Origin of the sequence: Nocardioides xinjiangensis (assembly GCF_017916385.1) — a bacterium.
GTDB lineage: Bacteria > Actinomycetota > Actinomycetes > Propionibacteriales > Nocardioidaceae > Nocardioides > Nocardioides xinjiangensis.
In genome coordinates this window covers 2,919,522-2,942,287 of the sequence record NZ_JAFMSW010000001.1, presented here as the reverse complement: position 1 = coordinate 2,942,287, position 22,766 = coordinate 2,919,522, and the positions used below count along the sequence as shown (strand labels likewise).

At 74.2% G+C, this 22,766-nt stretch carries 23 protein-coding genes; 12 read left to right on the top strand and 11 right to left on the bottom strand.

Going from position 1 to position 22,766, the window contains the following annotated elements:
* Positions 1-12 precede the first annotated feature (12 nt).
* Positions 13-1,035, bottom strand: a complete 1,023-nt coding sequence (locus J3P32_RS13855; protein WP_210440374.1) for an LLM class flavin-dependent oxidoreductase — start codon at positions 1,033-1,035, stop codon at positions 13-15.
* A 14-nt stretch (positions 1,036-1,049) separates the two neighbouring features.
* Entirely contained in the window at positions 1,050-1,727 is a 678-nt protein-coding gene (locus J3P32_RS13850) for a hypothetical protein (protein WP_210440373.1), read from the bottom strand.
* 134 nt (positions 1,728-1,861) lie between these two features.
* Here J3P32_RS13850 and J3P32_RS13845 point away from each other — a divergent pair, with 134 nt between their 5' ends.
* Both J3P32_RS13845 and J3P32_RS13840 read left to right on the top strand, forming a co-directional pair.
* Entirely contained in the window at positions 1,862-2,572 is a 711-nt protein-coding gene (locus J3P32_RS13845; protein WP_210440372.1) for a GntR family transcriptional regulator, read from the top strand.
* Positions 2,569-3,612, top strand: coding sequence for a 1-aminocyclopropane-1-carboxylate deaminase (locus J3P32_RS13840; protein WP_210440371.1), 1,044 nt, complete (start codon positions 2,569-2,571; stop codon positions 3,610-3,612). The genes J3P32_RS13845 and J3P32_RS13840 overlap by 4 nt, the downstream gene beginning before the upstream one ends.
* Here J3P32_RS13840 and J3P32_RS13835 read toward each other — a convergent pair.
* From J3P32_RS13835 to J3P32_RS13825, 3 genes are read right to left on the bottom strand one after another with little or no spacing between them, the layout of a single operon-like run.
* Positions 3,609-4,610 carry a cytochrome d ubiquinol oxidase subunit II gene (locus J3P32_RS13835; protein WP_210440370.1) on the bottom strand — a complete coding sequence of 334 codons (1,002 nt, stop codon included), beginning with the start codon at positions 4,608-4,610 and terminating at the stop codon, positions 3,609-3,611. The two genes, J3P32_RS13840 and J3P32_RS13835, sit on opposite strands and share 4 nt — an antisense overlap.
* Complete coding sequence (locus tag J3P32_RS13830; RefSeq protein ID WP_307861700.1) at positions 4,607-6,022, bottom strand: cytochrome ubiquinol oxidase subunit I; 1,416 nt, start codon at positions 6,020-6,022, stop codon at positions 4,607-4,609. Before J3P32_RS13830 ends, J3P32_RS13835 begins: the two co-directional genes overlap by 4 nt.
* 51 nt (positions 6,023-6,073) lie before the next feature.
* Positions 6,074-6,775: an aspartate/glutamate racemase family protein gene (locus tag J3P32_RS13825; RefSeq protein ID WP_282593986.1), complete on the bottom strand. Its 702-nt coding sequence runs from the start codon at positions 6,773-6,775 to the stop codon at positions 6,074-6,076.
* 50 nt (positions 6,776-6,825) lie between these two features.
* On the opposite strand from J3P32_RS13825, the gene J3P32_RS13820 reads away from it, so the two are divergent.
* Both J3P32_RS13820 and J3P32_RS13815 read left to right on the top strand, forming a co-directional pair.
* Positions 6,826-7,452, top strand: a complete 627-nt coding sequence (locus tag J3P32_RS13820) for a GNAT family N-acetyltransferase (RefSeq protein ID WP_210440369.1) — start codon at positions 6,826-6,828, stop codon at positions 7,450-7,452.
* Between the two features lie 22 nt (positions 7,453-7,474).
* Positions 7,475-10,132, top strand: coding sequence for an FAD/NAD(P)-binding protein (locus tag J3P32_RS13815; RefSeq protein ID WP_210440368.1), 2,658 nt, complete (start codon positions 7,475-7,477; stop codon positions 10,130-10,132).
* 135 nt (positions 10,133-10,267) lie between these two features.
* On the opposite strand, the gene J3P32_RS18260 is transcribed toward J3P32_RS13815, so the two are convergent.
* Genes J3P32_RS18260 through J3P32_RS13800 form a run of 3 tightly spaced genes read right to left on the bottom strand, consistent with a single transcriptional unit; the run spans position 10,268 to position 13,711 of the window.
* Positions 10,268-11,386, bottom strand: coding sequence for an amidohydrolase family protein (locus J3P32_RS18260; RefSeq protein ID WP_210440367.1), 1,119 nt, complete (start codon positions 11,384-11,386; stop codon positions 10,268-10,270).
* 4 nt (positions 11,387-11,390) lie between these two features.
* On the bottom strand, positions 11,391-12,530 hold the full coding sequence (locus J3P32_RS13805) for a carboxylate-amine ligase (protein ID WP_210440366.1): 1,140 nt from the start codon (positions 12,528-12,530) through the stop codon (positions 11,391-11,393).
* Positions 12,527-13,711, bottom strand: coding sequence for a fatty acid desaturase family protein (locus J3P32_RS13800; protein ID WP_307861699.1), 1,185 nt, complete (start codon positions 13,709-13,711; stop codon positions 12,527-12,529). Before J3P32_RS13800 ends, J3P32_RS13805 begins: the two co-directional genes overlap by 4 nt.
* A 58-nt stretch (positions 13,712-13,769) precedes the next feature.
* On the opposite strand from J3P32_RS13800, the gene J3P32_RS13795 reads away from it, so the two are divergent.
* The 7 genes from J3P32_RS13795 (at position 13,770) to J3P32_RS13765 (ending at position 18,598) form a co-directional block, all read left to right on the top strand.
* A complete protein-coding gene (locus tag J3P32_RS13795; RefSeq protein WP_210440365.1) occupies positions 13,770-13,934 on the top strand; it encodes a hypothetical protein in 165 nt (54 codons plus the stop codon).
* Complete coding sequence (locus J3P32_RS13790; protein WP_210440364.1) at positions 13,931-14,842, top strand: hypothetical protein; 912 nt, start codon at positions 13,931-13,933, stop codon at positions 14,840-14,842. Before J3P32_RS13795 ends, J3P32_RS13790 begins: the two co-directional genes overlap by 4 nt.
* Positions 14,839-15,318: a phage holin family protein gene (locus tag J3P32_RS13785; RefSeq protein ID WP_210440363.1), complete on the top strand. Its 480-nt coding sequence runs from the start codon at positions 14,839-14,841 to the stop codon at positions 15,316-15,318. The genes J3P32_RS13790 and J3P32_RS13785 overlap by 4 nt, the downstream gene beginning before the upstream one ends.
* On the top strand, positions 15,294-15,923 hold the full coding sequence (locus tag J3P32_RS13780) for a DUF3618 domain-containing protein (protein ID WP_210440362.1): 630 nt from the start codon (positions 15,294-15,296) through the stop codon (positions 15,921-15,923). The genes J3P32_RS13785 and J3P32_RS13780 overlap by 25 nt, the downstream gene beginning before the upstream one ends.
* A gap of 173 nt (positions 15,924-16,096) precedes the next feature.
* Positions 16,097-17,236, top strand: coding sequence for a zinc-dependent alcohol dehydrogenase (locus J3P32_RS13775; protein WP_246851171.1), 1,140 nt, complete (start codon positions 16,097-16,099; stop codon positions 17,234-17,236).
* Between the two features lie 22 nt (positions 17,237-17,258).
* Positions 17,259-17,816 (top strand): hypothetical protein, encoded by a 558-nt coding sequence (locus J3P32_RS13770; protein WP_210440360.1) that lies wholly within the window; start codon positions 17,259-17,261, stop codon positions 17,814-17,816.
* A gap of 74 nt (positions 17,817-17,890) precedes the next feature.
* Positions 17,891-18,598: a hemerythrin domain-containing protein gene (locus J3P32_RS13765; protein ID WP_210440359.1), complete on the top strand. Its 708-nt coding sequence runs from the start codon at positions 17,891-17,893 to the stop codon at positions 18,596-18,598.
* Positions 18,599-18,857: 259 nt separating this feature from the next.
* Here J3P32_RS13765 and J3P32_RS13760 read toward each other — a convergent pair whose 3' ends face one another.
* Together J3P32_RS13760 and J3P32_RS13755 are read right to left on the bottom strand one after the other, a co-directional pair.
* Positions 18,858-19,967, bottom strand: a complete 1,110-nt coding sequence (locus J3P32_RS13760) for a putative manganese transporter (protein WP_210440358.1) — start codon at positions 19,965-19,967, stop codon at positions 18,858-18,860.
* A 9-nt stretch (positions 19,968-19,976) separates the two neighbouring features.
* Positions 19,977-20,897, bottom strand: coding sequence for a manganese catalase family protein (locus tag J3P32_RS13755; RefSeq protein WP_210440357.1), 921 nt, complete (start codon positions 20,895-20,897; stop codon positions 19,977-19,979).
* Between the two features lie 316 nt (positions 20,898-21,213).
* Here J3P32_RS13755 and J3P32_RS13750 point away from each other — a divergent pair, with 316 nt between their 5' ends.
* Positions 21,214-21,948 carry an AfsR/SARP family transcriptional regulator gene (locus tag J3P32_RS13750; protein WP_210440356.1) on the top strand — a complete coding sequence of 245 codons (735 nt, stop codon included), beginning with the start codon at positions 21,214-21,216 and terminating at the stop codon, positions 21,946-21,948.
* 16 nt (positions 21,949-21,964) lie between these two features.
* Here J3P32_RS13750 and J3P32_RS13745 read toward each other — a convergent pair whose 3' ends face one another.
* On the bottom strand, positions 21,965-22,765 hold the full coding sequence (locus tag J3P32_RS13745) for an MBL fold metallo-hydrolase (RefSeq protein WP_210440355.1): 801 nt from the start codon (positions 22,763-22,765) through the stop codon (positions 21,965-21,967).
* Position 22,766: the final 1 nt, after the last annotated feature.

Sequence of the window (22,766 nt, the reverse complement as noted above, 5' to 3'; positions counted from 1 at the left end):
GCAGGGACGCGCTCAGCGCCAGCCGAGGTCCGGCGCCACGTCGGTGAGCACCGACTCGAGGATGTGGGCGTTGTAGTCCACCCCGAGCTGGTTGGGCACCGTCAGCAGCAGGGTGTCGGCCGCGGCGATGGCCTCGTCCTCGGCGAGCTGCTCGACGAGGACGTCGGGCTCGGCGGCGTACGTCCTGCCGAACACCGCGCGCAGGTTGGCCTCGATCTGGCCGAACTGGTCGGAGCTGTCGCCCTCGTGGCCGAAGTACGCGCGGTCGAGGTCGGTCGTGATGGGCATGATCGAGCGGCTCACCGACACACGCGGCTCACCCTCGTGCCCCGCCTCGCGCCACGCCTCGCGGAACACCTCGATCTGCCTGCGCTGCTGCACGTGGAACGGCTCGCCGGTCTCGTCGGCCTTGAGCGTCGAGCTCATCAGGTGCATCCCCATCTGCGCGGTCCAGCGGGCCGTCGCGTCGGACGCGGCGCCCCACCAGATGCGGCTGCGCAGGCCCGGCGAGTGCGGCTCGAGGCGGAGCAGCCCCGGCGGGTTGGGGAACATCGGGCGCGGGTTGGGCTGAGCGAAGCCCTTGCCCTCGAGCACCTGGAGGAACACCTCGGTGTGGCGGCGCGCCATGTCGGCCTGGTCCTCGCCGTCGGCCGGCTGGTAGCCGAAGTAGCGCCACCCGTCGATCACCTGCTCCGGTGAGCCGCGGCTGATGCCGAGCTGGAGCCGGCCGCCCGAGATCAGGTCGGCCGCGCCGGCGTCCTCGGCCATGTAGAGCGGGTTCTCGTAGCGCATGTCGATGACGCCCGTGCCGATCTCGATGCGGCTGGTGCGCGCGCCGACGGCGGCGAGCAGCGGGAAGGGCGAGGCGAGCTGCCGGGCGAAGTGGTGGACGCGGAAGTACGCGCCGTCCGCGCCGAGCTCCTCGGCGGCCACGGCCAGGTCGATCGACTGCAAGAGCGTGTCCGACGCCGAGCGCACCTGGGACTGCGGCGAGTCGGTCCAGTGGCCGAAGTTGAGGAACCCGATCTTCTTCATGACTGGTTCAACGCTCAACCACCGCGGTTGTTCCCAGCGGGGCGGTCGTCCCCAGCGCTCGGGACCGGCTGCCCCTCCCGGCTGCCGACGTACGCCCGCGCCCGCAGCGCCGCGAGCCAGGCGGGCGCCAGGCACCACGACTGCGGCGGGTGCAGGACCGGGTCGAAGTCGGGGCGCGGCTGCTCGGAGCGGCGGTCCACGCGGATCGTGCCCGCCTGCACGTCACCGTGCCGGCCGACCACGCGGAGCGCGAAGGTCGCCGGCAGCCGTCCCACCAGCACGTCCGGGTCGGGCGAGTCGAGCCCGGCACCGGGCGCGTCCACGACGACCTGCAGGCGCTCACCGGACGAGGAGCGCCACCACATGAGCGACGTCAGCGTGGCGCCCGACCACCGCCGTCCGGGTCGCAGCACGTAGCGCTGCCACCCGGAGGCGCCCGGAGCCGTCGTGCACAGGACGTCGACCGGCGGGTCCTGGAGGAGGCGGACCGCCATGCCCAGCAGGTCCGGCACGCCGCGCGGCGTGCCGATGCCCTTCGAGAGGCGGACCAGGCAGTCCCACTCGCCCTGCTGGAGCGGGCCGGGGCCGTGGATCTCCGCGCGTCCCTCGTAGAGGACGCCGTCGGGGTGGAAGGCGGGAGCGGACCGGGCGGCGGCGATGGCCTTGAAGGCATGGCGGTAGGGGGCAGGCACGGGCGTGCAGTACCCCGGGTCGGGCCCGCACACGCACGGGCCCCGCTGGGGGCCGCTCCGCTGCATCCTGATCGTCGCCTCGTGCGGATGGACGCGAATTTGACCCGCAGCGATCGGTGATATCCAATATATCGGTGCCTGTGCCCCCGTCCCCCGCTCCGGTCCGCACCTCGCTGCTGCGCGACACCGTCCACGAGCGGCTCCGCGACGCGATCGTCGACGGCACGCTGGCGCCGGGCGAGGTCGTCCGCGACACCGAGCTGGCCGCCTGGCTCGGCGTGAGCCGCACGCCCGTGCGGGAGGCCCTGCTGCGGCTCGGCGAGAGCGGCCTGGTCCGGGCGGCGCCCGGACGATCGACCGTGGTCGCGGAGATCGACGTCGCCGAGGTGCGCGAGGCGCACGCGGTCGTGGCCGCCATGCACCGGCTCGCGGTGAGCGAGGCCGTCGCCCGGCTCACCGCCGACGACCTCGAGCGCATGCGCGACGCCAACCGGCGCTTCGCGGCAGCGGTCGAGCAGCGTGACAGCGGCGCCGCGCTCGCGGCGGACGACGACTTCCACGCGGTGGCGGTGGAGATCGCCGGGAACCGCGCCGTCGCCACGGTGCTCGCCCAGTTCGGCCCCGTCGTCCGCCGCCTCGAGCGCCGCCGCTTCGCCTCCCACGCCGCGACCGAGTCCGTGGCGCTGCACGAGCGTCTGGTCGAGGCGTGCGCCGGCCGGGACGCCGACGCCGCCGCCGAGGTGGCCTTCCGGACCTGGCAGAACCTCGCCGACCTCATCCCGGCTCCCGATCCGGCCCCCGACCCCGACCCCGACCAGCCCACCGCCCTGCAGGAGACCCCGTGAACCTCGAGCAGTTCGAGCGCTACCCGCTCACCTTCGGCCCCTCCCCCGTCCACCACCTGCGGCGCCTCAGCGAGCACCTGGCGTCGCGGGGCGGCGGCGCGCAGGTGTGGGCCAAGCGCGAGGACGTCAGCAGCGGCCTGGCCTACGGCGGCAACAAGGTCCGCAAGCTCGAGTACATCGTCCCCGACGTGCTCGCCAGCGGCGCCGACACGCTCGTGTCGATCGGCGGCTACCAGTCCAACCACACCCGCCAGGTCGCCGCCGTCGCCGCGCACCTCGGCCTGCGCTGCCGGCTGGTGCAGGAGAAGTGGGTGCCGTGGGACGACCCGACGAACACCCAGGTCGGCAACATCCTGCTCAGCCGGATGATGGGCGCGGACTCGCGCCTGGACCCCCACGGCTTCGACATCGGCATCCGCGACTCGTGGAAGGAGGCGATCCGCGAGATCGAGGAGGCCGGCGGCACGCCGTACGCCATCCCGGCCGGCGCCAGCGAGCACCGGCTCGGCGGGCTCGGGTTCGCCAACTGGGCCTTCGAGGTGGCCGAGCAGGAGAAGGCGCTCGGCGTCACCTTCGACACGATCGTGGTCTGCACCGTCACCGGCTCGACGCACGCCGGCATGGTCGCCGGCTTCGCGGCGCTGGAGGACCTCACCGGCGTACGCCGGCGGGTGCTGGGCATCGACGCCAGCGCCACGCTGGAGAAGACCCGCGACCAGGTCGCCAGGATCGCCCGGCACACCGCGGAGCTCATCGAGCTCGGTCGCGACCTGCGCGACGACGAGATCACCGTGCTCGAGGGGTGGGCCGGCGACCTCTACGGGATCCCGGTCGACTCGACGATGGAGGCGATGGCGCTCGGCGCCCAGCTCGAGGCGATGATCACCGACCCGGTCTACGAGGGGAAGTCGCTCGCCGGCCTCATCGACCTCGTGACCGGCGGCGAGGTCCCGCGCGACTCCCACGTGCTCTACGCGCACCTCGGCGGGCAGCCGGCCGTCAACGCCTACCACTCGCTCTGGCCCGCACCGCCGGCCTAGTGCTCGGACCAGGCCTCGGACTGGGTCAGCCGGAAGAGGTACACCAGGGGCGGCAGGACCAGCACGCCTGCGAGCCCCACCACCACCAGGAGCCCAGCGAGCGTGGCGTCCGCCCCGGCGGCGTCGCGGAGCGTGAGCTCGTCGACGAGCAGCCACGGGTACTGGCCCACTCCCCAGCCGCTGACGACGGCGGCGACGGCGAGCACCGCGGTGACGCGAGCGATCGCGAAGCGGCGGCGCAGCAGCAGGGCCAGGGTGGCGACGCCGCACAGCCCGGAGAGCACCACGAGCGGCGCCGCGCGGCCCCTCAGGCCCTCGGCGAGGGTGGGCGCGTCGTGGGTGATCGGCACGAGCGCGGCGAAGACGACGGCGCCGGTCACCAGGCCGACGCCGAGGGTGCGGCGCCGCAGGGAGGCGGCGAGCGACGCACGCCCGGCACGGTCGGCGTCCGCGGTGAGGAACACGCCGGCGAGGAACGCGCACGTGCCCACCGCGATGACGCCCCCGAACGTGGAGGTGGGGTTGAGCCACGACGACCACAGGTCGCCGCGACCCTCGGCCGGCACGCGACCCGAGGCGATCCCGCCCGCGACCGCGCCGAGGAAGTAGGGAGTGATGAGGGAGGAGCCGGCGAAGACCGCGCCGTAGAGCCGGGCCTGCCCGAGCGTCGGCGCGAACTTGCGGAACGCGAACGCCGCGCCCCGCAGCACGATCCCCAGCAGCGCCAGGAGCATCGGCAGGATCAACGTGTTCATCGCGCTGGCGAACGACTCGGGGAACCCGGTCCACCACATCACGAGCACGTAGATCAGCCAGACGTGGTTCGCCTCCCACACCGGGCCGATGCTGTGGTCCACGAGCGTGCGCAGCTCCGCGCCGCCGCGCGAGCCGCCGGCCGTCAGGTCGTAGAAGCCCGACCCGAAGTCGGCTCCCCTGAACAGGGCGTACGCCACCACGCCGACGAAGAGCGCCGCCGCGACGGCCAGCTCGAGCGTCACGACGCGTCGTCGGCCCGCCGGCCACCGCCGGCGGCCGCGGCCTCGGGCCCGTAGGGGCTGGGGAGGTCCTGCTCGCCGGCTCGCCACCGTCGAGCCATCGAGCGCAGCACGACCACGGCACCCACCGTCAGCAGGGCGTACAGCGTCGCCGTGGCGGCCAGCAGGATCCACACCTGCGGATTGTCGCCCGCGGCGTCCTCGGTGCGCAGCACCCCGTAGACCACCCAGGGCTGGCGGCCCACCTCGGTCGCGATCCAGCCCGCCTCGAGGGCCACCACCGCCAGCGGACCGGCGGCCACGGCGGCGCGGAGCGTCCACCGGGTCGCCAGGGGGTCGCGTCCCCGCCAGCGCGCGAACCAGTAGACGAGCACGGCCACGGCCAGGAGCGTGCCGATGCCGACCATCGTCTGGAACGCCACGTGGGTGACGTTCACCGGTGGCCGGTCGGCCGGCGGGATGGTCTCGAGCCCCTGCACCGGCTCAGTGAAGGAGTTGCGGGCGATGATCGAGCCGAGGCGCGGGATGTCGAGGGCCCAGCGCACCTCGCCGTCCACGAGCAGCCCGCCCAGCCGCAGCGGCGAGGGGCTCTCGGTCTCGGTGGCCAGCTCGAACGCCGCCAGCTTGGCCGGCTGGGTGTCGGCGATCCGCAGTCCCAGCACGTGCCCGATGAGGGGCTGGACGAGCGCGGCGACCGTGGCGAACACGAACGGCAGGGTGAACCCCAGCCGGTGGTGCCGGTCGCGGCGCCCGCGCAGCATGCCGGCGGCGTAGACCCCGGCGACGACGAAGCCGACCACCATGTAGGCAGCGACCCACATGTGCGCGAACTGCAGCAGGGCGCCGGAGCTGAACAGGACCGCCCACGGGTCGACGTCGACCACCTCGCCCCCCTCGATGGCGAACCCGACGGGCATGTTCATCCAGGCGTTGACGGAGATCACGCAGTAGGTGCCGACAACCCCGGCGAGGGCCATCGGCACGAGCATGAGCAGGTGCCGCTTCGGGGGGATGCGCCCCCAGCCGTAGAGGTAGAGGCCGAGGAAGATCGCCTCGACGAAGAAGGAGAGGCCCTCGAACGCGAACGGCAGTCCCAGCACGTCGCCGAACGGACCCATCAGGCCGGGCCAGAGCAGGCCCATCTCGAAGCTCAGCACCGTGCCCGAGACGGCGCCGATCGCGAACAGCACGCCGCTGACCTTCGCCCACCTCCTCGCCAGGCCGAGGGCGACCTCGTCGCCGCGGTAGACCCCGCGCCAGTGCGCCACCAGGATCATCGCGGGGAACGCCACGCCGAAGCAGGCGAGGATGATGTGCCACCCGAGCGAGAGCGCCATCTGCTGCCGCGCGGGCAGCAGGCCGGCGGGCTCGGCGGCCCAGGGCACCTGCGCCAGGTCGAGCCACGTCGGGTCCACGTCCCTAGCAAACCACGGGTGGTATGGCCGTCAGCGGTGACCCAGCAGCCGTCAGCCGAGGGCGAAGTCGAGCGCCGCCAGGGCGTGGAGCCGCGTCGTGGCGAAGACCGGCACGTCGACGTCCTCCGGTCGCAGGAGCAGCTCGATCTCGGTGCAGCCGAGGATCACGCCCTCCGCCCCGGCGGCGACGAGGCGCTCCACCACGTCGACGTACGCCGCCCGCGACTCCGCGCGCACGACGCCGTGGACCAGCTCGTCGTAGATCACGGCGTGCACCAGCTCGAGGTCCTCCCCCACCGGGACGAGCGCCTCGACGCCCTGCGAGGCCAGCCGGTCGCGGACGAACGCCTGCTCCATCGTGAACCGGGTGCCGAGGAGCGCCACGCGGGACAGCCCGGCTGCACGGATCGCCGTAGCGGTGACGTCGACGATGTGCAGCAGCGGGACGTCCGTGGCGGCCTCGATGGCGTCGGCGACCTTGTGCATGGTGTTGGTGCAGAGCACGAGGCACTCGGCTCCGGCCGCCTGCAGCGCGGCGGCCTCGGCTGCGAGGAGCGCCCCCGCCGACTCCCAGTCCCCCGCGGCCTGCATCGCCTCGACCTCGGCGAAGTCCACCGACGACATCACCACGCGCGCCGAGTGGTAGCCGCCGAGCCGCTCGCGCACCGCCTCGTTGAGCACGGTGTAGTAGAGCGCCGAGCTCTCCCAGCTCATGCCGCCCAGCAGGCCGATCTTCCTCATCCCCGTCGTCATGGCGACATTCAACAGCCCCGGACGTCGCTGGGCGGGTCTAGCGTGGCCGCATGGCCCCGACGCCCCTCGCCAGGTCCGGCGACGTCACCGTCGTCCCGGCCGACCACGCGCGCTTCGCCGACGTGCGGACGATGCTGGGTCCGAAGAACCCCACGTCCACGGTGTGCTGGTGCCTGAGCCACCGCATCCCCGCCCGGGAGAACCGCGAGCTGTCCGGGCCGGCGCGGGAGGCCTACGTCGAGGCGCTGACGCGCAGGCCCACCAAGCCGGGCGTCCTGGCCTACGACGGCACCGAGGTCGTCGGCTGGGCGGCCGTGGCTCCGCGGGCGGAGCTTCCCTACGCCCGGTCCACGAAGATCCCGCACGTCGACGACCAGGACGCCTGGTCGGTGTGGTGCATCCGCGTCCGCCCGGGGCACCGCGGTCGTGGCATCTCGCACGTCCTCCTGCGGGGCGCCGTGGCCTACGCCGGCCAGCGTGGCGCTCCCGTGGTGGAGGGCTACCCCGTGGACAACCGCGGCGCGAGGGTGGACCTCACGATGGCCTACGTCGGCACCCGCAAGCTCTTCGAGGACGCCGGCTTCTCCTTCGCGATGGAGACGCAGGCCACCTCGGCGGGCTTCCCGCGGGTCGTCATGCGCCGTCCCGCTCCGACTGCGCTACCTTTAGTCGAGTAATTCACTGGAGAAAGGGGCGCGCATGGGAACGAACGAGGGTGACTGCCGGGTCGTCGTGGTCGGAGCCGGAGCGGGCGGGACGCTCGTCGCGACCCACCTCGTCACCGCGCTCTCCTCCCGCTTCCGCGTCGAGCTCGTCGACCCGGCGCCCACCACGGGCCGCGGCCAGGCCTACTCGACCGCGGACGACCGCCACCTGCTCAACGTGCCGGCGTCCGGCATGAGCGCGTTCCCGCGCGACCCCGAGCACTTCCTGCGCTGGTTGCGCAACCACCACGACCCGCGCTTCCAGCCCCACGACTTCGCCCCCCGCGCCGTGTTCGGCCGCTACCTGGAGAGCCTGCTGACCACCGCCACCGAGTACCCCGGCAACGCCCGGCTCGTGCGCCGCCGAGCGGAGGTCGTCGACATCGCCGCCTCCGGCGAGGAGTTCGTGGTCGAGCTCTCCGACGGCGACAGCCTGGAGGCGCGGGCCGTCGTCCTGGCCACGGGCAGCCGCCCCGGCACCGGTTGGGCCCCGCCCCCGCTGGCCGACGACCCGCGCCTCGTCGCAGACCCGTGGACGCAGCCGATCCCCGAGGTCGGCGACGTGCTGATGCTGGGGTCGGGTCTCACCATGGTGGACCTCGCGATCAGCGCCGACCGTCCCGACCGCACGATCCACGTCGTCTCCCGCACCGACGCCGTGCCGCACGCCCACGTGCTGCCGACGACGCCCCCGGTGCCCCCGCCGCCCGGCATCACCCGCACGCAGGACCTCGACACGCTGCGCGCCACGCTCGGCGCGCACGTCGAGGACACCGTCGAGGCGACCGGCGACTGGCGCGCGGCCGTCGACGGCCTGCGCCCGGTCACCGCCCAGCTGTGGCGCGGGCTGTCGGAGGCCGACAAGCGCCGGTTCCTCGCCGAGGACGCCCGGTCGTGGGACGTGCACCGTCACCGGATGGCCCCGGCCACGGCTCGGCGGTTCCACGCCATCGCGGCCGCCGGCCGCCTCGAGCGGCACCGCGGCACCATCACGGCGGTCCAGCCCGACGCGAGCGCCCTGCGCGTGACGCTCGACGACGGCACCACGCTGCGCGTGGCCGCGGTCGTCAACTGCACCGGCCCGGTCGGCTCCATCGCCGGCGACCCGCTGCTGAGCCGGCTCGCGCAGACCGGCCTGGTCCGTCCCGGCCCGGCCGGGCTCGGCATCGACACCGCAGACGACGGCCGGATCGTCGGCACGCTGCCGGCGACCCTGCCGTTCCTCGCCGTCGGCTCCCTGCGACGCGGCAACCTGTGGGAGTCCACGGCGATGCCCGAGATCCGCGAGCAGGCCTACGACGTCGCCCGCATCGTGAGCCGCTCGATGCACGGTGAGTCCCGCCGCCGCCCGGTCGACCCCTACGGACTCACGCTCTCGACCAGCCCCGAGGCCGCCGAGCGCTACAACGCCGCCCTCGGCCGCCTGCTCCGCCTGCAGGACGGCGTCGAGGAGGGCCTGACCGACGCGGTGGCCGCCGACGGTGGGTTCGTCCAGGCGCACGCGGCGCTCGCCCTCCTCGGGCACGAGTGGGGCACCAACTCCCACTGGCGCACCTCGTTGCAGGCGGCGCACCGCGCTGCCTCCGACCGCCACCTCGACGACCGCGAGTCGTCGTTCCTCGACGCGGTCACCACGCGCCTGCGCTCCGACGAGGCCACCGGCGCGGCGGCCCTGCTGCGCCACGTGCGCCTCTTCCCGCGCGACGCGCTCGCCGTGAGCGTGGCCGTGCCGACGGTCGCGTTCGGCGGCCTCACGAGCGGCCCGCAGACCGCCGAGCTGGTCGAGTCGCTCGGGCGCTCCTACGGCGACGACTGGTGGTACGCCGGCCAGCTGGCGTTCGTGCGCCAGGACCAGGAGCGCTGGGCCGAGGCCGAGGACCTGTCCGCCTACGCCCTCTCCGTCGAGCCCGCCTCGGGCCACGCCGTGCACGCCCGGGCGCACGTGTTCTACGAGACAGGTGAGCACGACGCGGGCCTGGCCTGGCTCGACGAGTGGATCCGCAGCCGGGGCCCCGAGGCCAACCACCGCTCGCACTTCTCGTGGCACGCCGCTCTCCACGAGCTGATGCAGGACGACGTCGACGCGGTCCGGCGGCGCTACCTGCGCGAGCTGGCGCCGTCGCTGGTCAGCGGCAGCCGCGTCGTGGTCGACAGCGGCTCCCTGCTGTGGCGCGGGCACGTCACCGGCGCCTGGACCGGGGACCTCCCGGTCGCCGACGTCCGCGAGCGGGCGCCCCGCGAGTGGCTCACGGCCCCGCCCACCCCGTTCGCCGCGATGCACGCCGCCGTGCTGCTCGCCGCGGACCGCGACGCGGCAGCGCTCACCGACCTCGCCGACCTCGCCGCCCGCAGCGAGGACCGCGTCTTCCGCGACGTCGTCGCTCCCCTGTGCACCGGCCTGGTGCACGTGGTGGAGGAGCGCTGGAACGCGGCGTCGGCGGCCCTCGGGGGCGTGGTGCGCACGATGGTCCCCCTGGGCGGCAGCAGGGCGCAGCGCGAGGTCGTCGAGGACACGTTGATCCACGCGCTCGCGATGGCGGGGCGGACCTCCGAGGCCGCCGGGCTCCTCGACGAGCGGCTCTCGCGCCGGTCGTCCGCGCTCGACGCGCGGCGGCGTGCCGCGGTGCTGGCGGCCCAGCCCGTCGGCCGGTGACCGGCTGCGACGTCCTTCGCTGGGTCGCGGCGACGACGCTGGTCGCGCTCGCGATCGTGGAGCTCCACGCGGAGCTGGCGGCGGGTGCGGCCGCGTGGGCGGGGGCGTGGTGGGTGCTACGTGAGCCGACGCCGGTCAGGCGCGGTCCGGGAGCGGCGCCGCCGGGGTGCGCGCCACGACCGCGGCCGCGGAGACCAGGTCCCACCCGGGGCTGAAGGTGTTGCGCCGCTGCAGGCGCTCGTGGTGCTCTTCGTAGAGGTCGAGCAGCTGCAGCACCGAGGCCAGGACGTCCGCGTCGGGGTCGTCGGGGCGCACGTCGCAGGCGTGGCGGGCCACCGTCAGGGGCACCTCGGGGTCCAGGCCGCGCTGCATCGCCTCGAGCGCCGCCAGCAGGTTGCTCGAGGCCGCCTCGAGGAACGGCCCGACCTCCCGGGCCTCGCGCGCCGGCGGCGGACCGAGCTCGAGGGGGTCGAGCCCGTCGACCAGGCGCGTGGCCTGCCCGCCGAGGACGGACGCGACCTGTCGGGGGTCGAGGCCGGCCTGCCAGGCGCACCGTCCCGCCGAGAGGAGGCCGTTGACCGGCGTGCTGTACGGCAGGTCGCTCGCGCCGAGCACCCGCCCGGGCGGCACCAGCCGGAAGAGGGCCAGCAGGTGTGCCGGCGTCCACCACGAGGTGTCGAAGAACAGGTGGGGCACGTCGGTCACGTGCGGGTGCAGGCGGCCGAGGTCGGAGAGCGCGCAGTGCGCCAGCACCATGCGCGCCCCGGGCCACCGCTCGCAGGTGTCGAGCACCGCCCTCCCGATCGAGTCCACCTCGGGACCGGCGTGCACGACGACCGGGAGGCGGCGCTCGTCGGCCATCGCGAACACCGGCTCGAGGCGCCGGTCGGCGAGGTCGACCTCGTCGCTCGAGAGGTGGAGCTTGAGGCCGCGCGCGCCGGCGTCGAGCAGGCCCTCGACCGCGTCCACCTCGTCCGGGACGACGCGCACCAGCGCGCTGAGCCGGCCATCGCTGCGCAGCGCGGCGTCGAGGACGGCGGCGTTCGCGATGCGGTAGCCGTCGGGTTCGGACAGCGGGAAGACCAGCGCGCGGCCCCGGGCGGCGTCGACCGCGCCGAGCAGCTCCTCCACGCTCGCGGTGACGCCGCTCGGGTCGCGGTCGCCGACGTGGGTGTGCGGGTCCAGGACCTGGGCGTCGGGGAGCTCCGCCAGCAGCCGGTCGTACCACGGCTGCACGAGGTGGTCGGCGTACACCGGGTCAGCCGTCGAGGTCCGCGGTGCGGGCGGCGAGGTCCGTGAGCAGCGCCGGAAGGCCGCCCTCGCGCGCGAGCGCGCGCTGGCGCTCGGGCTCAGGCGGCCCGACCAGCATCGACTCGACCGCGTCGAGCGGCCCGTCGAGGCCGTCGCCCGCCAGGGCGACGCGTGCCTCGGCGAGGACCCGCACCGCCACCTCGCGGAGCGGCCGCATGGTCAGGTCGACGTCGACCACCCGGGTCTCGAGCCCGTGGCGGCAGGCGCGGCTGTCGTTGACCGCGAGCACCTCGTCGGAGAGGTCGACGCGGTCGGGGGCCTCGACGGCGCGCCGCGCGATGCCCTGCACCAGCGCGGTCAGGCCGGCGACCGCCGCCAGCGACGGCACCGCGTCCATGACGCGCACCTCGATCGTGCCGAGCAGCGGCCGGGGCCGCACGTCCCACCAGACGTAGGTGTGGTCGGGGGCCTCGGCGGCGTCGAGCAGCGCCTCGGTGCGCTCGACGTACTCCTCCCACGTCCGCAGCAGGGGCGGCACCGTCGTCCGCGGGTAGGACCGCAGGATGGCCGACCGGCTGGAGGCCAGTCCCGAGTCGACGCCGTGCCAGTACGGCGACCCGGCGGCGAGAGCACGCAGCAGCGGCACCTGGTGGCGCAGAGCGCGGTAGGCCAGCATGGCCGTCTCCGGGTCCGGCAGCGCGACGTGCACCTGCAACGCCGCGGTCGGGGTGCGCAGCAGGCCGGCGTACTCGTCGAGGATGCGGTCGTAGCGCGGCGAGGACGCCAGCACCGCACCGCCCAGCGCCGCGCTCGGGTGCACGCCCGCCGCCAGCGGCCGGGCACCGCCGGCCGTCACGCAGCCGCGCAGCAGCCGCAGCGACCGCCACACCTCGTCGGCGCTGGCGCACACCGGGGTGTTCAGCTCGACCTGGTCGACGTAGACCTCCCCGGTGACCACGCCGCCGTCGAGCGGCTGGGCGCTCAGCGACGCCACGAGCCCGCCGGCCGCGGCACCGAGCATCTCCCCCGCAGAGTCGACGAGCATCAGCTCCTCCTCGACCCCGACGGTGAGCTCCCCGCCGGGCCGGTACTCCGGCACCCGCGCCCGATCCATCTCCTGCGGCACCCCCGTGGGAATCGCTGTCACGCCGGGACGGGTGCCCCCCGCCGGGCTCCCGCATGCGCCCCACCCCGTCGCGGAGGCAGGGACAGCCGCAGCACCTTGTGCCACGCGCTGGCGACCTGCCGCAGCAGCGGCGCGCTCTGGTAGGCCAGCCCGTGCCGTGCGAAGAGCTCGCGCACGGGTCCGGCGATCTCGCGGTAGCGGTTGCTGGGCAGGTCCGGGAAGAGGTGGTGCTCGATCTGGTGCGACAGGTTGCCGCACAGCACGTGCAGCAGCCACGGTCCCGACACGTCGGCGGAGCCCAGCATCTGCCGCAGGTACCAGTGCCCGCGGGTCTCGTGCTCGTCGATCTCCGCGACCTCGAACGTCTCCACGCCCTCGGGGAAGTGACCGCACATGATGACCGAGTGGCTCCACACGTTGCGGGCCAGGTTGGCGACGAGGTTGGCGGTCAGCGTGCTGCGCGCCGAGCCGGTGGGGGCCGACAGCAGCGGGTGCAGCACGTAGTCGCGGAAGGCGTTGCGGCCCGCCCGCCGGGCGGTGGTGCGCAGCTCGCGCCGCAGCTGCGGGGACAACCCCTTCCGCGACCTCAGCGCGTCACCGAAGTCGAGGTCGTACATCGCGATGCCGTACTCGAAGATGCAGGCGTTGACGAGGTTCCACAGCGGCTGCGCCAGGTGGCGCGGCTCCCACTCCTGGGCCTCGTCGACGCGCATGATGCCGTAGCCGAGGTCGTTGTCCTTGCCGAGCACGTTGGTGTTCACGTGGTGCCGGTCGTTGTGGGCGCGTCGCCACTGCTCCGGCGCCGAGGCGTGGTCCCAGTCCCAGGTGGAGGAGTGGATGCGCGGATCACGCATCCAGTCCCACTGGCCGTGCAGGACGTTGTGGCCGATCTCCATGTTGTCGAGCACCTTCGACAGGGTGAGCGAGGCCGTGCCGAGCGACCAGGCCGTGCGGCTGCGGCTGCCCAGGAGCACGACGCGCCCGCCCACCTCCAGGCACCGCTGCACGGCGATGAGCCGGCGGATGTACGCCGCGTCGCGCGCCCCGCGACTGGCGAGGACCTGCTCGCGCAGGGCGTCAAGGTCCCGGCCGAGCTGCTCCACCTCGGCGTCGCTGAGGTCGCCGTACGACCGGTGCGTGGGCCCGTGCTGGAGGAGAGCGACCATCGCACCCGGTGCCCCGGCGGCGGGCTCGGCATGCATCCGCCGATTTTCCTCCCGAGGGGTGGAGTGCTCCCCGGATCGGTGGGTACGGAGCGACATGACCGAACACTCCCACAACCCCGACCAGGACGCGGAGCCGCCGACGCCGGACGGTGAGGAGCCCGATGTCGGACAGCTGGATCCCGCTTCGGAGCCGGCCAGCGACCCCGACCCCGATCCGGACGCAGGAACGACCCCCACCCACTCCGAGGAGGACGCATGACGACGTACGGAAACGACCCAGGCAGCACGAGCGGAATCGGTTCGAGCACCGGCTCGAGCGACTTCGGTGCCAGCACCAGCTCGAGCGAGTTCGGCACCGGCTCCACCACCGGCTCCACCGGCTCCACCACCGGCTCCACCGGCTCGAGCGGCGACACCAGCGCCGCCGACAAGGCCAAGGACACCGCCTCGACGGCGGCCGACCAGGGCAAGCACGTGGCCGGCACCGCCAAGGACGAGGCGCTCAACGTCGCGGGGACGGCCAAGGAGCAGGCCCGCAACGTGGTGGGTGACGCCAAGCAGCAGGTGACCAGCCAGCTGAGCGAGCAGGCGACCACCCAGCGCGACAACCTGTCGCAGACGCTGCGCACCTTCGGCGACGACCTGCAGAAGATGGTCGAGGGCCAGGGCTCCGGCCAGGGCATGGCCGCCGACGTCGCCCGCGAGGTCAGCGACCGCGTGCGCGCCCTCGGCAGCCACCTCGAGAACCGCGAGCCCGGCCAGCTGCTCGACGACGTGCGCGACTTCGCGCGCCGCCGGCCCGGCGCCTTCCTGCTCGGCGCCCTCGCCGCCGGCGTGGTGGCGGGTCGGGCGTTCCGCGCCACCGCCGACGGAGCGGCGGCGGCGTCGCTGGCCGAGTCCGGCGGCACGACGGGCACCACGGGCACCACGTACGGCGGCACCGGCGCCACCGGCACGACGTACGGCGGCACCGGGACCGGCACGGGCACCATGGGCACCGCCAGCGGCGCCGCCCCCCTGGCCGGCACCAGCACGGAGTCCAGCACCGACAGCCCGGGCACGACGGGGTACGACACCCCGGCGCCGCACCCGACGCTGACGACCCCGGCGAGCACCGACCCGACCACGTCGGGCCTGCCCGGCCAGCGCACCCAGGACACGCCGTGACGGGGCCCTCAGGGGTGGACCCGATGCTCGGGACCCCGGCAGCCGAGCCGGTGCCCCCGGCCCCTGCGGCGACCACGTCCGGGGCGACGGCGAGCGGCGACAACCGCAGCCTCGGCGAGATCGTGGGCGACCTGAGCCACGACCTCACCACGCTGGTGAAGCAGGAGCTCGAGCTCGCCCGCACCGAGCTCAAGGCCGAGGCCACCAAGGCCGGCAAGGGTGCGGGGATGCTCGGCGGCGCCGGCGTGGCCGGCCTGCTGACGCTCATCCTCGCCTCGTTCGCGCTGAGCTACCTGCTCGACAACTGGATGCCGGTGGAGCTGGCGTTCCTGATCACCACCCTGCTCTGGGCAGCCGTAGCGGCCGTGCTGGCCGCCCGCGGACGCACCGAGCTGAAGAAGTCGAACCCGCAGCTGCCCGAGACGCAGCAGACACTCAAGGAGGACGCAGCATGGGCCAGAGCACAGAAGAGCTGAGCAGCGAGATCGCCCAGACCCGGCAGTCGATGACGGCCAACGTGGACGCCCTGCAGGACCGGGTCAGCCCGTCGGCCATCGTCGAGCGCCGCAAGGAGGCCGCCCGCGGCCGGGTGCGCAGCATGCGCGACAAGGTGATGGGCACCGCCCAGAGCGTCGGCTCCTCCGCGTCCGGCACGGCCGGGTCCGCCAAGGACTCCGCGGCCGGGGCCGTCGGCTCCGTCAGGGGCACGGCGTCCGGGGCGGTCGGCTCCGTCACGGGCACCGCGCAGGACGCCGTCAGCGGCGCCCAGGACAAGGTGCAGGGCGCGCCCCTCGCGGCCGGCCTGGTCGCCTTCGGTGCCGGGATGATCGTCTCCGCGCTCATCCCCGCCTCGGAGAAGGAGGCCGTCGCGGCCGGACACGTCGTCGACGCCGCCAAGGAGCACGGCCAGCCGGTCGTGGACCAGGCGAGGTCGGTGGCGCAGGACGTCGCCGAGGGCGTCAAGGAGACCGCGACGCAAGCAGCCCAGGAGGTCAAGGACACCGCCACGGAGAGCGCCGACAAGGTGCGCTCCGAGGGCCAGTCCGGGGTCGACGAGGTCCGCTCGCAGACCCAGTCCTGATCCCGGGCCTGATCCCGGGGGCCTGATCCCTCTGCGTACGCCGGCCCGCGCGCTCGCGCGGGCCGGCGTACCGGTCGGTCGACCCGTCACCCAGCCCTGCAGCACCCAGTCCTGCAGCACCCAGCCCTGCAGCACCCAGCCCTGCACAGCACCCGGAGGCACCCGTGCGCGCCATGGTCTACCGCGGTCCCTACCGCGTCCGCGTCGAGGACAAGCCGCGGCCCAGGATCGAGCACCCCAACGACGCCGTCGTCCGGGTGCGACGGGCCGCGATCTGCGGCTCGGACCTGCACCTGTACCACGGGATGATGCCCGACACCCGGGTCGGCCACACGTTCGGCCACGAGTTCGTCGGCGTCGTCGACGAGGTCGGCCCCTCGGTGCGCCACCTGAAGGTCGGCGACCACGTGATGGTCCCCTTCAACATCTTCTGCGGCACGTGCTTCTTCTGCGCCCGCGGCCTGTACTCCAACTGCCACAACGTCAACGCCAACGCGACCGCGGTCGGCGGCATCTACGGCTACTCCCACACCACCGGCGGGTACGACGGCGGGCAGGCGGAGTACGTCCGGGTCCCGTTCGCCGACGTCGGGCCGATGGTGATCCCGGACTGGCTCGACGAGGAGGACGCGCTGCTGATGACCGACGCCCTCTCGACCGGCTACTTCGGCGCGCAGCTCGCCGACATCCGCGAGGGCGACACCGTCGCGGTGCTCGGTGCCGGACCGGTGGGGCTGTACGCCGCCCGCAGCGCCTGGCTGATGGGTGCTGGCCGCGTGGTCGTCATCGACCACCTCGCCGAGCGCCTCGAGAAGGCGCGCACCTTCGCCTACGCCGAGGTCCTCGACTACGACGAGGTGGAGGACGTCGTCGTGGCCATGAAGCGGATGACCGACCACCTCGGCTTCGACCGCGTGATCGACGCCGTCGGCGCCGAGGCCGACGGAAACATGACCCAGCACCTGACCTCGGCGCGCTTCAAGCTCCAGGGCGGCTCGCCGACGGCGCTCAACTGGGCGATCGACGGCGTCCGCAAGGCCGGGACCGTGTCGGTGATGGGCGCCTACGGCCCCATCTTCAGCGCGGTGAAGTTCGGCGACGCGCTCAACAAGGGCCTCACCCTCCGGATGAACCAGGCGCCGGTGAGGCGCCAGTGGCCCCGCCTCCTCGAGCACATCGGCAAGGGCTACCTGAAGCCCAACGACATCGTCACCCACCGCTTCGGGCTGGAGGAGATCGCCGACGCGTACCACGTCTTCTCCGCCAAGCTCGACGGCTGCATCAAGCCGGTCATCGTCGTCAGCGACGACTGAGCAGACTGAGGAAGGACGTCCCGTGCCCTACAGCGCCGACAAGCCCCCGCTCCCCGAATCACCCGACGAGCTGCGCGCCCGCATCCCGGGCTGGGGTGCCGACCTCGACCCGGCCGACCGCCCGTCGTACCCCCGCGAGGTCCTCGACCTCAGCGCGACCGGCGCCCACTGGGACGTCCCGGTGGACCAGCCCGGCGGGGTCGGCCGCGAGCGCTCGATCGAGCACGCACGCCTCACCCCCGTGTTCGGCACCGCCCAGCCGTTGCGCGGCCTCGCCGGCCCGATCCGGCGCTACGCGTACGCCCGGCACAGCGAGGGCAAGGCGGCCCACTGGCTGTTGCTGATCGCCGCGGACCGCGTCGACGTGGTCGAGCACGTCGTGCGGTCCTTCGCCAGCCTTCGCCCGGACAACCCGCTCACCGAGACGGGCATCCGCGCGGAGACGACGCACGGTGGGCTGCGGTCCCGGCGCGGGCGCAGCGACGTGCGCCACCACGCCCTCGACCCGGTCGTCAACGGGGCGCCGTGGGCGCTGGGGGCGTACGCCGCCTGGCGCGCGGTCCGCGCGCTGCGTCGCTGAGTCGGGCGCGCGGGACGCCGCGGGCCCGGGCGACCGAGGCGCGTGACAGCGCCCGGGCGGGGTACCGCGGTGGCATGACCTCACTCGCAGACCAGGACCTCGAGAGCCTCGGCGGGCCGCTGAGCATCCTCACCCGGCAGAAGCGCGACCACGAGCGTCTCGACCGGCTGCTGCAGCGGCTGGACCGCAGTGCGCCCGGTGTCGAGGAGGACGCCACCCTGCAGGCCATCGCGCGCCTGGTGTTCCCGCACGCCTTCGCCGAGGAGTCGGTGATCTGGCCCGCCGCCCGTCGGGTGCTCCCCGACGGCGAGGAGCTCACGCTCCAGGTGGAGCAGGAGCACCAGGAGGTCAACGAGCTGTGGACCTCGCTGGAGGACCTCGCACCCGGGACCCCCGAGCGCCGCGACGTGCTCGCCAGGCTGGCGACCGTGCTGCGCGAGGACGTGCGCGACGAGGAGGACGAGCTGCTCCCCCGCCTGCAGGACGCTCTCAGCACCCGCCGGCTGCAGCTGCTCGGCGTCGCGTGGGAGGCGGTGCGCCGCACGGCGCCGACGCGGCCGCACCCGGTCGTCTCCCGGCGGCCGCCGGGCAACGCGCTCGCCGCCCTCCCGCTCACCGTGCTGGACCGCAGCCGCGACGCGCTCGAGTCCGGCGGCAGGCGCTTCCCGCACCTGCACGCGCGCACCTCACGGACGAGCGACCGCCTCGCGACGGTGGCCGGCCGCGTGGAGCAGGCCGGGCCCCTGCGCCGGGGCGAGGATCCCTCCACCCACCGCGACTGAGCGCTCGAGCATCCGGCGCGCACCGCGCCGAGCGAGCAGCACGGCGAGGACCACGGCCGCCATGGCCGCGCCGAACGGCGTGAGCGTGAGCGCGCAGCACAGCGCGAGGAGGAGCTGGACGCGGTCACCGGTGGTGAGCCGCGCGGGCGGGGGGACGAGGCGGTGGGCGGACACGGGGTGCTCCTTCACGAGCGGCGACAGGGTCTGGGTCTGGGTTCCGGACTGGGTTCGGGTCTGCGGGGGGCGTTCGGCGGCCGCCTCACGCGAGCACGAGGAACGCGAATCCCACCGCGAGGGCGGGGATCGTGGTGAGCACCGTCGCGACGAGCGCGGAGCGGTGCTCCAGGGCCAGCAGGGGCAGCAACGCGTCGCCGTCCTGGCTGATCGTGTTGGCGACGAGGGTGGCCAGGGGCATCCCGCCGGCGGCGAACATCCCGGCGAAGACGAGCTGCACGGCGCAGCCCGGGACCAGGCCGACCAGCGCCCCGACCAGCACGCCCGCCACGCCCAGGACCGGGAGCGTGGATCCGTCGAACCCGGTGAGGTGGGTGACCATCGACCAGGCGAGGTAGGCGACCGCCACCCACACCGTCACGAACGCCACCTCGTGGCCGCCGTGGCGCAGGACCGCCGCGAACGACGTCTCCGAGGCGGATGACTCGTCGTCGTCGGCCAGCCGGCAGCCGGCGCGGGCGAAGACCACGACGGCGACCGTCGCACCGAGCACGCCGAGCACCAGGTACAGGGTCTCCGGGTCGAGCAGCTGGAAGGTCACGGGCAGGCTCACGGTCGCGCCGCCGCCGATGGCGAGCCACAGCAGGACCGGCAGGACGCCGACCTCGTGCAGCGCGAACGCGGGTCGCGGCGCCGCCGGCACGGCTCGGGCCGCGACCGGCACCGGGGCGGGCGCCGGGACCGCTGTCGGGGCGGGCGGGGCCACGCGCCGGGAGGTGGGTGCGGCGGCCGGCCGCTTCCGGCGCGGGTCGAGACCCACGGCGTCGACGAGCCAGCCGGTGCACGCCCCCACCACCAGCAGCAGCCCCTTGAGCTGCACGGTGAGCCACGGGTCGTGGGCCAGCAGCACCCAGGACGCGTCGCCCATGGTCGCCACCAGGGCGGCGACGGCCGAGCCGTACGACACCGCACCGCGGCCGTAGGCCGCCATCACCATGATGGCGCCGCCGCAACCGGGGGGCATCGTGAGCGCCGCCGCCACCAGGGGGGCCGCCACCCGGCGCCGCTCGAGGGCGGCGTCGAGGCGGTGGCCCCACCGGCAGCGTGCCCAGCCGAATGGCGCCACCATCAGGGCGACGAACACGCCGACCTGCATGAAGGCGTCGGCCAGGGGGCGGAGCAGGAGCTCGGTCATGGCAGCGGCTCACTCCCCCGGAGTGAGCTTCTCCTTGGCCTTGTTCATCAGATTCTGCGCCCCCTGGGCGTAGGCGCCACCGGCGGTACCGGGCTTGCCGGGGCCCTTGGAGCCGTCGTAGGTGGAGAAGTGCAGCGGGTCGGGGGCGGGCAGCTCCTGCACGTCGTCGGTCAGGGCACGGCCCTCCTCGAACCTGATCTCCTGGTCGCCGACGAGGGTCGTGCCCTGCGCCCAGCGGCCCTCGTGGGCGGTGCTGCCCTCGTGGAAGCTGTAGAAGACGCTGGCGTGCTCGGAGGCCTCCTCGTCCTTGCGCGAGTCCTCGAGGCCGTCGGTGTGCCCGTCCTCGATGAGCTGCTCGATGCCGAGCAGCCACTGCTGCTGGTGGAAGGTGTCGCGGGCCAGGGCGAAGGAGAGCGTCTCCTTCACCCCGGGGTCGTCGGTCATGCCGATGAGGCGGGACACCTGGAGGCGGCCCTGTGCCTCGGCCGCCACGTTGTGCCGGAAGTCGGCGAGCAGGTTGCCGCTCGCGACGATGTAGCCCGCGTTCCACGGCACGCCCTGGCTGTTGGTCGGCATCGCGAAGCCGCCGCTGACGATCGCCTGCTGCGGGTTCTGGCCGCCCAGCACCGCGGCGAGCGCCGGGTTCGCGGCCGCGGCCTCCGCCTGCGTCTCGGCCGGCGCTCCCTCGAGGAGCCGCGCCAGCAGCGTCGTGAGCATCTCGACGTGGCCGATCTCCTCGGTGCCGATGTCGAGGATCATGTCCTTGTACTTGCCGGGCGTGCGGCACGCCCAGCCCTGCCACATGTACTGCATCATCACGGTCATCTCGCCGAACTGGCCGCCGATGACCTCCTGCAGCTTGGCGGCGTAGAGGGCGTCGGGACGCTCGGGCTTGGCGCTCCACTGGAGCTCCTTGGTGTGCCGGTACATGACGGTCCTTCCGATCGCGTGGGGTGGCAGGAGCGGGTGTCGCTCCTGGCCGTCCACGCTCCCGGAGAGCCGTTCGGTCGCCGTGACGGCGGCGGCTGCGCTGCCGTACGCCTCGTGTCCCCTGCCTGTCCGCTACGTGTCCCCCGAGAGTCCTCCGAGGCTCCCGCCCGGCGTTCCGGCGGTGTGCACCCACCGCCGACGGGCCGTCGCGGCCGGCGTGGCGCGGCGTCACGGCGGCGTCGCCGGGGATGCATGGACGCCCGGGTGAGGGGCACTGACAGCCCACGCGATCGCGATCTGGGGAGGCGCTGTGGCGTTGACGGCACGACTGAACCTGCTCGGAGGGTTCCGGCTCGACATCGACGGACAGCCGCACGCCGTCCCGGCCAGCGCACGCCGCCTGCTCGCCTTGCTCGCCGTGCTCCACCAGGGACGCCGCGCCTCGCGCAGCGCCCTCGCGGAGATGATGCGCCCGGACTCCGATCCCGCGCGCGCCACCTCCACACTGCGCTCGGTGCTGTGGCGACTGCCGCGCGACCGCGGCCGCGCGCTCGTCCTCGGCGACGCGCTCGAGGTGTGGCTGCACCCCGACCTGAGCGTCGACCTGTGGGAGGCCGAGGCCCGCGCCAGCCTGCTGTGCGGCACCGACTCGCCGAGCGTCGAGGACCTGCCGGACCTGTCGTTGCTCACCCAGGACCTGCTGCCGAGCTGGCACGACGACTGGCTGTCGGTGGAGCAGGAGTCGTTCCGGCAGCGCCGCCTGCACGCCCTGGAGCGGGGCGCCGACCTGCTGTGCCGTGCCGGCCGCTACCACGACGCGCTGCGCGCCGGGCTGGGCGCGGTGCGCTCGGAGCCGCTGCGGGAGAGCGCCCACCGGCAGGTGATCGCCGTGCACATGGCCGAGGACAACCACGCCGAGGCGCTGCGCCAGTACGACCACTACCGGCGGCTGCTCGCCGACGAGCTCGGGCTGGCGCCGAGCGCCACGATCCGACGACTGGTGGCGCCGCTGCTCGGACGGCCGGTCGACCTGCCGTCCCGGGCGGAGTGAGCCGGCGGGCGCTCGTTCAGCCGGTGGTCGGGACGAGGCTCACGACGTCGCCGTGGGCGGGGCGGCGCAGCTTGGCCTGCAGTCCCCGCTCGCGTGCGCGGGCCTCGAAGTCGGAGACGGGCGAGCGGAAGACGGTGTAGTCGTCGTGGTGCACCGGCACCACGACCGCGGGCCGGCACCGCTCGACGAAGTCGACGCCCATCGGGGCGTCCATGGTGACGGTGCGAAACAGCACCCGGGTGCCGCCGAGGTGCACGACCGCGGCGTCGATGCCGGGGAACCGCTCACGGACCTCGTCGACGTGCGAGCCGGTGAGGGTGTCGCCGCTGAAGTAGATGCGCCGACGCACCTCGCCGCCGACGACGTGCTCGACGATGCTGCCCATCACGGGGGGAAGCATCTTGCCGAGCAGCCCCCGCGCGTGGATCCCGGGGACGGCGGTGACGCGGAGCTCCTCGCCGTCCTTGGTGAGGGTGTGCTCCTGCCAGGTGCGCAGCGCCTGGCCGTCGAACCCCCACGAGTCCAGCCGGCGCACGGCCTCCGGCGTGGAGAGCACGGGCGGTGACCGGTCGAGCCGCGCCTTGGCGACCCGGTCGAAGTGGTCCCCGTGCAGGTGCGAGAGCAGCACCGCGTCCAGCGGCGGCAGCTGCTCGGGCTCGAGGGCCGGATCCGTCAGGCGACGGGTCCACAGGCCCCACCCCAGGTAGGCGCGCTGGCCGCGGTGCAGGAAGTTGGGGTCCGTCAACAGCGTGAAGGACCCCAACGTGACCACCGTGGTCGCGTTGCCGATGAAGTGGAGCCTGTCGCCCGTCGTCATG